Genomic DNA, 6,552 nt, shown 5'->3' with positions numbered 1-6,552 from the left:
CGGCCGGGGCTGCGGTCGCAGCCTTGACCGGCGCGGCCGCGGTGGGCGCTGCCGCCGGGGCACCGGCACCGTCGGACTCGGACAGGGCCTTGCCGGCGTCGACCTTGCGGTTCGGGTTCCCGACGACGACGCCCTCCGGCAGGCCGCGCCGCACGGACTCGAGCAGCATCTGTGCGACGTCGACCACCTCGGGGACGGTCTCGAGGTTCTCGGCCTTGGCGGTCACGCCGTCGGACAGCATCACGCGGCAGAACGGGCAGCCGGTGGCGATCTTCTGCGTCGATCCCGCACCGCTCAGCGTGTCCAGGGCCTCGTCGACACGGTCGGAGTTGATGCGCTTGCCGAGTTGCTCCTCCATCCACATCCGCGCGCCGCCGGCGCCGCAGCACATGGACCGCTCGAGATGCCGCGGCATCTCCTTGAGCTTCGCGCCGGACGCGCCGATCAGCTCGCGCGGGGCCTCGTAGACCTGGTTGTGGCGGCCCAGGTAGCAGGGGTCGTGGTAGGTGACGTCCTCCGAGGGGGGCGCGACGGGCACCAGGCGCTTGTCCCGCACCAGCTTGTTCAGCAGCTGGGTGTGGTGCACGACCTCGTAGTCGCCGCCCACCTGCGGGTACTCGTTGCCGAGCGCGTTGAAGCAGTGTGCACAGGTGACGACGATCTTGCGCTGATTCGCGGGCACACCCGCGAATACCTCGTCGAGCTGCTCGATGTTCTGCTGCGCCAGCATCTGGAACAGGAACTCGTTACCGGCGCGGCGTGCGGAGTCGCCGGTACAGGTCTCGCCCTGGCCGAGCACCAGGAAGTTCACCGCGGCGACGTCCAGGAGCTCCGCGACGGCCTTCGTGGTCTTCTTGGCGCGGTCCTCGAAGGCGCCGGCGCAGCCGACCCAGAAGAGGTACTCGTACCCGTCGAACGAGTCGGTGTCCTGGCCGAACACCGGGATCGTGATGTCCATCTCATCGATCCACGCGGTGCGCTGGCTGGAGTTCTGGCCCCAGGGGTTGCCCTTGTTCTCGAGGTTCTTGAACAGGCCGGCCAGCTCATGCGGGAAGTCGGACTCGATGAGCACCTGGTAGCGGCGCATGTCGATGATGTGGTCGACGTGCTCGATGTCCACGGGGCACTGCTCGACACACGCGCCGCAGGTGGTGCAGGACCACAGCACCTCGGGATCGATCACACCCCCGAGAGCACCGTCCTCGCCGGGGCCGCCGACCAGCGGTCGCTCGGCCTCGGCGCGGGCCGCGGCGGGGATCTTCTCCAGCTCGGCCTCGCGGACGTTGCCGTCCTTGTCGACCAGGCCCACCTCGTCGCCGCCCATGTCCTTGCGGCCGCCGGCCAGCAGGTACGGGGCCTTCGCGTAGCCGTGGTCGCGCAGGCCCATGATCAGCAGTTTCGGACTCAGGGGCTTACCCGTGTTCCACGCCGGGCACTGGCTCTGGCAGCGGCCGCACTCGGTGCAGGTGGTGAAGTCCAGCCAGCCCTTCCAGGAGAAGTCCTCGATCTTGCCGGCGCCGAACGCATCGACGTCGGGGTCGGCCGTCTCCATCTCGAGCACCTTGCCGGCCGAGATCATCGGCTTCGCGGCACCCAGGGCGCGCCGCGAGCCCAGCTCGCGCTTGAAGTAGATGTTGAAGAACGCCGAGAAGCGGTGCCACGCGACGCCCCAGGTGAGGTTGCTGCCGACCAGGATGAGGAACATCACGCCGGACATCAGCTTGATGAACGCGAACACGGAGACCAGGGTTGAGTTCGCGGGCAGGATGTGCGCCAGCTCGCGCGTCCAGAAGTCGGTGACGGGTCCGGACTCGTGGAAAGTGGCGATCTTCGAGGCCTTGACGAACATCATGCCCAGGCCCTCGACTAGGACGATCGTCTCGATCGCGTACGCCGGGCCGAACTTGGAGCCCGCGAACCGCGACAGCAGCTCGGGGCGGCGGGGGCCGCGGATCTGGCGCACGGCGATCAAGACGGCGATGCCCAGGACGGTGCCGATTCCCAGCAGTTCGTCGAGCAGGTGGTAGATCGGCCAGTTGCCGAAGCCCCACCAGTGGAACGCGGGGTCGAACGTCTGCGGCAGGGCCTCGAACCACAGGATCATGCCGGCCAGGAAGCCGATCATGACGAACCAGTGGGCGGCGCCGACCGTGCGGTTCTTGATCATCTTGGTGTGGGCGAGGAACTCGACCACGACCTCGGCGGCGCGGGGGATGAAGGGGGACCAGCGGTCGGGGGCGGGCTGCCCCTGCGCGATGATCCGGATCATCCGCCAGGCGCCGGACAGGTAGACGGCCCACGCGGCCACGAACGCGATCGCGCCGATCGCGCCTAGCGTGATGGTCACGGCGTTCCAGTCGTGCTGCACTGCGTGCTCCACGTCGTGCACCTTTCTGCTGCGGTACCGGCCCGCGTCGGCGGGTCGGTGTCGTCGGCTATGTTACTCGCGAGTAACGTTTGCCTGCGAACAGACATATGTGGTGTCACGTTAAAGGGGGTGGAGGTGGCGGGTGTTGCCCAGGATTGCCTAAGTAGCGTGGATGTGGTGGGTATTGCAACCGGACTCTTCGGTGCGGGTCCCCTCTACGATCCCGAGACCGCGCCGGCGGCGCCGGTCGCGATCGTCTTCGGCGCCTCGGTCCGCGGCGGCCGTCCGGGCTCGTTCGTGGAGGGCCGGCTCGATGCCGCGTTGGAGCTGTACTCTCGCGGCACCATCGAACTGCTGCTGATCTCGGGGAACGCCGGCGGAACCTCGGGTGATGAGATCGCCGTGATGACCGGCTGGCTGCGGGCTCGCGGGGTGCCGGCGACCGCGCTGCTCGCCGACGGTGCGGCACTGGACACCTATCTCTCCTGTCGGCACGCCCGTGACGACTTCGGTCTGAGTCGTGTGCTGGTGGTCTCCCAGTTCTTCCACGCCCGCCGGGCGGCGGCGCTCGCGCGACACCTCGGTCTCGACGCCGACGGGGTGCGGGCCGGATGCGCGTGCACCCGGCGCGCGTGGGTGCGCAATCTCGCGCGCGAGTATGTGCTGTCCCGGCCGAAGGCGGCGTTCGATATGGTGCGCAACCGCTAGCCGCCGCGCCGTCGTCCTCGTAGGCGCGGTCGGCGATCCCGGCCCCCAGCCCGCGCCGCGTCGGCGAGTTTTCCCGTGCTGCGCCGAGGACGAGCTCGAGGCTCATCCGCCGCGCTGCCGAGGCGACGGCGTCGGCGTAGTCCTCGCGTACGGCGACGAAGTCGCCGAGCCGGCCGTGCGAGGCGATATATGCGACGGTAAGACCCCGGACCGCGAGGTCCGGGGTCTTACCGTGTCGCTCCTATGCGACTGTCGGTAGCAGGATCGAGGCGGTGATGACATCCTTCTCGTGATCGGTCTGCTGAATGTCGTCGAGCTCGTCCATCGTGTACGCGCGGGTGTCCTTGGTGGTCAGTGCGGCGCCTCCCGCAATCACCATGAACGCGAGTCCGAGGATGGACGGTCCGATCCAGCCCTTGAGGTCGGGGCCCGCGAGCGCGGTCGAGAGTACGGGACCGAGGGCCCCGGAGATGGCGAATCCGATCTGGGTGCCCACGGTGAGGCCGGTGGCGCGCACCCGCGTCGGGAACATCTCGGCGAAGAACGCCGGCCAGGAGGCGTTGACCATCGAGTAGAACAGGCTGTAGTTGACTATGCCCAGGAGGAAGATCAGTGTCCAGTTCCCGGTCGTGATCGACCACAGGTAGGGAACCATTGTGATTCCCACGCCGACGGTTCCGATGAGGAACATCGACTTGCGGCCGATCTTGTCCACCAGGAATCCGGACAGGGGGGTGATCCCGAGGGCGATCACAGCCGAAACCGTTGTCACCAACAACATGGTCGGCTTGTCCAGCTTGTATCCGCCGGTGGCGAAGGCCACTGAGAAGGTCTGCATCATGTAGCTCGTGCCCGCGATGAGCGCGCAGAACGCGACCCGCAGGACGGCCCTCCAGTGGAATTGCAGGGCCTGTCTGAACGGGGTGATCTTCATCCTGATAGCCTGAACGTAGATGAACGCGGGCGGCTCCTCCATATTGCGGCGGATCACATACGCGACGGCCACAACCACGGCGGACGCCCAGAACGGAACTCGCCAGGCCCAGCCGAGCAGATCCTTTTCGGGCAGGCTGGCGATCGGGATGAAGACCACCATCGAGAGCAGCGTGCCGGACGAGGCGCCCAGGGTCGTGAAGCTCGTCGTGAACCCGCGCCTGCGCTCGGGAGCGTGCTCGAGGCTCATCGTGATCGCGCTTCCTTGCTCGCCGGAGACGCACAGACCCTGCACGATGCGGACGACGACGAGCAGGATCGGAGCGAGAACGCCCACCTGGGAGTATGTCGGCAGGCAGCCGATCACGAAGGTACAGCCGCCGATGCCGAACAGTGTGAGCATCATCACGAACTTGCGACCGTACTTGTCGGCGACCGGGCCCAAGATGAGTGCGCCGATGGGGCGGACCGCGTAGCCCACGGCGAGGGTGATCATGGTGAGCAGTACACTGAGGCCTTCGGGCATCTGTTTCGAGAAGAACAGAACGTTCAGCACCAGCGCGGATGAGGTGCCGTATACCGCGAAGTCATAGTACTCGAGGGTTGTGCCTATCCAGGCGGCGATAGCCGCCTTCGCTGGCGTTCTCTTGTGGGGTGTAGGACTTGCCATCTTCGCCTCCAGGGCTGTTCTCGGTGACGACGCTGGCGAACCAGTCCACTCGTCTGACGAGCCTCGTTCAGGTGGCTCGCCTTGATCGGAGACTGTAGGGGTCGGGATGCATGGCCGCACGGCTTGTGCCGCTTCATTGCCAAATTTCCCGCATGCTTCCAGGTAAAACACGCGGTTCCCTGATTTGCGTGCCATAAATATTGCCAACATCGTGACACGGCGAGACGCGGAGAACTCGACCGTGCCGGGCGATGGGTGCCCGTCCCGAGTCGGGTGTGCGCTCGCTTGGACCCGGTCGTGCGATGCGGATGACAGCGCGGACGGTCGATTCACGGGGTTCCGTCCGGACGGTGTCGAAGCGCGCATGCGCGCGACGCGGTGTCCGGCGGGAACCGGGCCGCCCGCCTCTCACCCGTGCGCGAGCAGCTTCAGCCCCACGACGACCACGCCCAGGACGGCCTCGGCGCCGAGCACGATCACCTGTTGCCAGAACGTCAGCGAGACGCGCCGTGCCGCGAGGAAGCCGATCCCCACCAGCCACACGACCAGCAGCACGGTGCCTACGTGCAGGGCCGTCGCCGTAGTCCACCAGCCGAGCGCGGCGCCGCCCAGCAGCAGCACCGATGGGACGATGCCGGTCATCGCCCCGCCCGCGACCTGCAGCGAGTGCCCCCACTCTGCGCGCGTCATCAGCTGCTCATGCGCCACGATGTGCGCGATCAGCTCCGCGACCGTCACCGCGGCGACGGTGCCGAGCACAGTCAGTACCAGCGTCCAGACGGCCTCTCCCGCACCTACATCCTCGCCGTGCGCGCTGAGCGCGACGAGCACTGTGAGTGCGGTGAAGGCGACGTAGATCCGCTCCTTGAGGACGTCCGCGATCTGCTCGCGGGGGAAGTCCTCGGGCGGCTCTCGGTGCAGCGGGATGGTCGGCATCTGGGGGAACCTACCGGGCCTGCGGCAGCTTCACACCGCGCGTCGTGGGCCTGCCCACCGATGGGGGCGGCACCATCGGGCCCACGTCACCGTCGGGCGCGGTGTCCAGATCGAGCACGACGGGCGCGTGGTCCGACGGGCCCTTACCCTTGCGGGCCTGCCGGTCCACCCACGCCGCGGCGCGGCGGTCGGCAACCTCGCCGCTGGCCAGGATGAGGTCGATGCGCATGCCGTAGTTCTTCTGGAACATCCCCGCGCGGTAGTCCCAGTAGGAGAAGACGATGTCGTCCGGCCATCGCTCGCGGACGACGTCACGCAGGCCGAGTTGCTGCAGCGCCGCCAGCGCGTCCCGCTCCGGCGCGGTCACGTGGGTGTGTCCCGCGAACGCGGCGGGGTCGAAGACGTCGTGGTCCGTGGGCGCGATGTTCATGTCGCCGCACACCAGCTGTGGCACGTCGTCGGCGGCGATCTGTTCGCGGAGCGCGGCCAGCCACGCCAGCTTGTACCGATAGTGGTCGGAGTCGACCTCTCGCCCGTTCGGCGTGTACAGCGAGTGCACGCGGATTCCGCCGCACACGGCCGACACCGCTCGGCCCTCGACCTCCGGGCTCGCGTCCCTGGTACCGAAGGCCGGCGCGGCGGGGATCCCGGGCACCACGTCGTCGAGGCCCACCCGCGACAGCAGCGCGACGCCGTTCCACTGCGGTTGCCCGGCGCTGGTGAACTCGTAGCCGCGTTCGGTGAGGTCGGGGCCGACCAGGGTGGCGAACGCGTCGTCCGTCATCTTGAGCTCCTGCAGGCAGACGACGTCCGGCTGCCGCTGGTCCAGCCACTCCAGCAGGCGCGGGTGGCGCTGCTTGACCGAGTTGACGTTCCAGGTCGCTACGCGCATGGCATCCACCGTAGCGGGGCTCTCGGAGGCGTATTGCATAGGATC

5 protein-coding genes are annotated in these 6,552 nt (G+C 67.8%); 1 reads left to right on the top strand and 4 read right to left on the bottom strand.

The window, feature by feature from the left end; all coding sequences use genetic code 11:
• Positions 1-2,380 (bottom strand): (Fe-S)-binding protein (locus ABD908_RS17495; RefSeq protein WP_344998262.1); only part of this gene is annotated, 2,380 nt, incomplete at its 3' end.
• A gap of 165 nt (positions 2,381-2,545) precedes the next feature.
• Between ABD908_RS17495 and ABD908_RS17490 the strand changes: the two genes are divergently transcribed.
• Positions 2,546-3,076, top strand: coding sequence for a SanA/YdcF family protein (locus ABD908_RS17490; protein ID WP_344998260.1), 531 nt, complete (start codon positions 2,546-2,548; stop codon positions 3,074-3,076).
• 241 nt (positions 3,077-3,317) lie between these two features.
• On the opposite strand, the gene ABD908_RS17485 is transcribed toward ABD908_RS17490, so the two are convergent.
• From ABD908_RS17485 to ABD908_RS17475, 3 genes are all read right to left on the bottom strand, one after another.
• On the bottom strand, positions 3,318-4,850 hold the full coding sequence (locus ABD908_RS17485; protein ID WP_344998258.1) for an MFS transporter: 1,533 nt from the start codon (positions 4,848-4,850) through the stop codon (positions 3,318-3,320).
• 237 nt (positions 4,851-5,087) lie between these two features.
• Positions 5,088-5,615 carry a hypothetical protein gene (locus ABD908_RS17480; protein WP_344998256.1) on the bottom strand — a complete coding sequence of 176 codons (528 nt, stop codon included), beginning with the start codon at positions 5,613-5,615 and terminating at the stop codon, positions 5,088-5,090.
• Positions 5,616-5,625: 10 nt separating this feature from the next.
• Positions 5,626-6,507, bottom strand: coding sequence for an exodeoxyribonuclease III (locus ABD908_RS17475; RefSeq protein WP_344998254.1), 882 nt, complete (start codon positions 6,505-6,507; stop codon positions 5,626-5,628).
• Positions 6,508-6,552: the final 45 nt, after the last annotated feature.

It is taken from the genome of Tsukamurella soli, from assembly GCF_039541155.1.
Classification (GTDB): Bacteria; Actinomycetota; Actinomycetes; order Mycobacteriales; family Mycobacteriaceae; genus Tsukamurella; species Tsukamurella soli.
This window is presented reverse-complemented; position numbering and strand designations above follow the sequence as displayed.

What these genes read in the sequence shown, in the direction of transcription:
- ABD908_RS17480 (WP_344998256.1), bottom strand. Translation starts at nt 5,615, where the DNA reads ATGCCGACCATCCCGCTGCACCGAGAGCCGCCCGAGGACTTCCCCCGC.
- ABD908_RS17475 (WP_344998254.1), bottom strand. Translation starts at nt 6,507, where the DNA reads ATGCGCGTAGCGACCTGGAACGTCAACTCGGTCAAGCAGCGCCACCCG.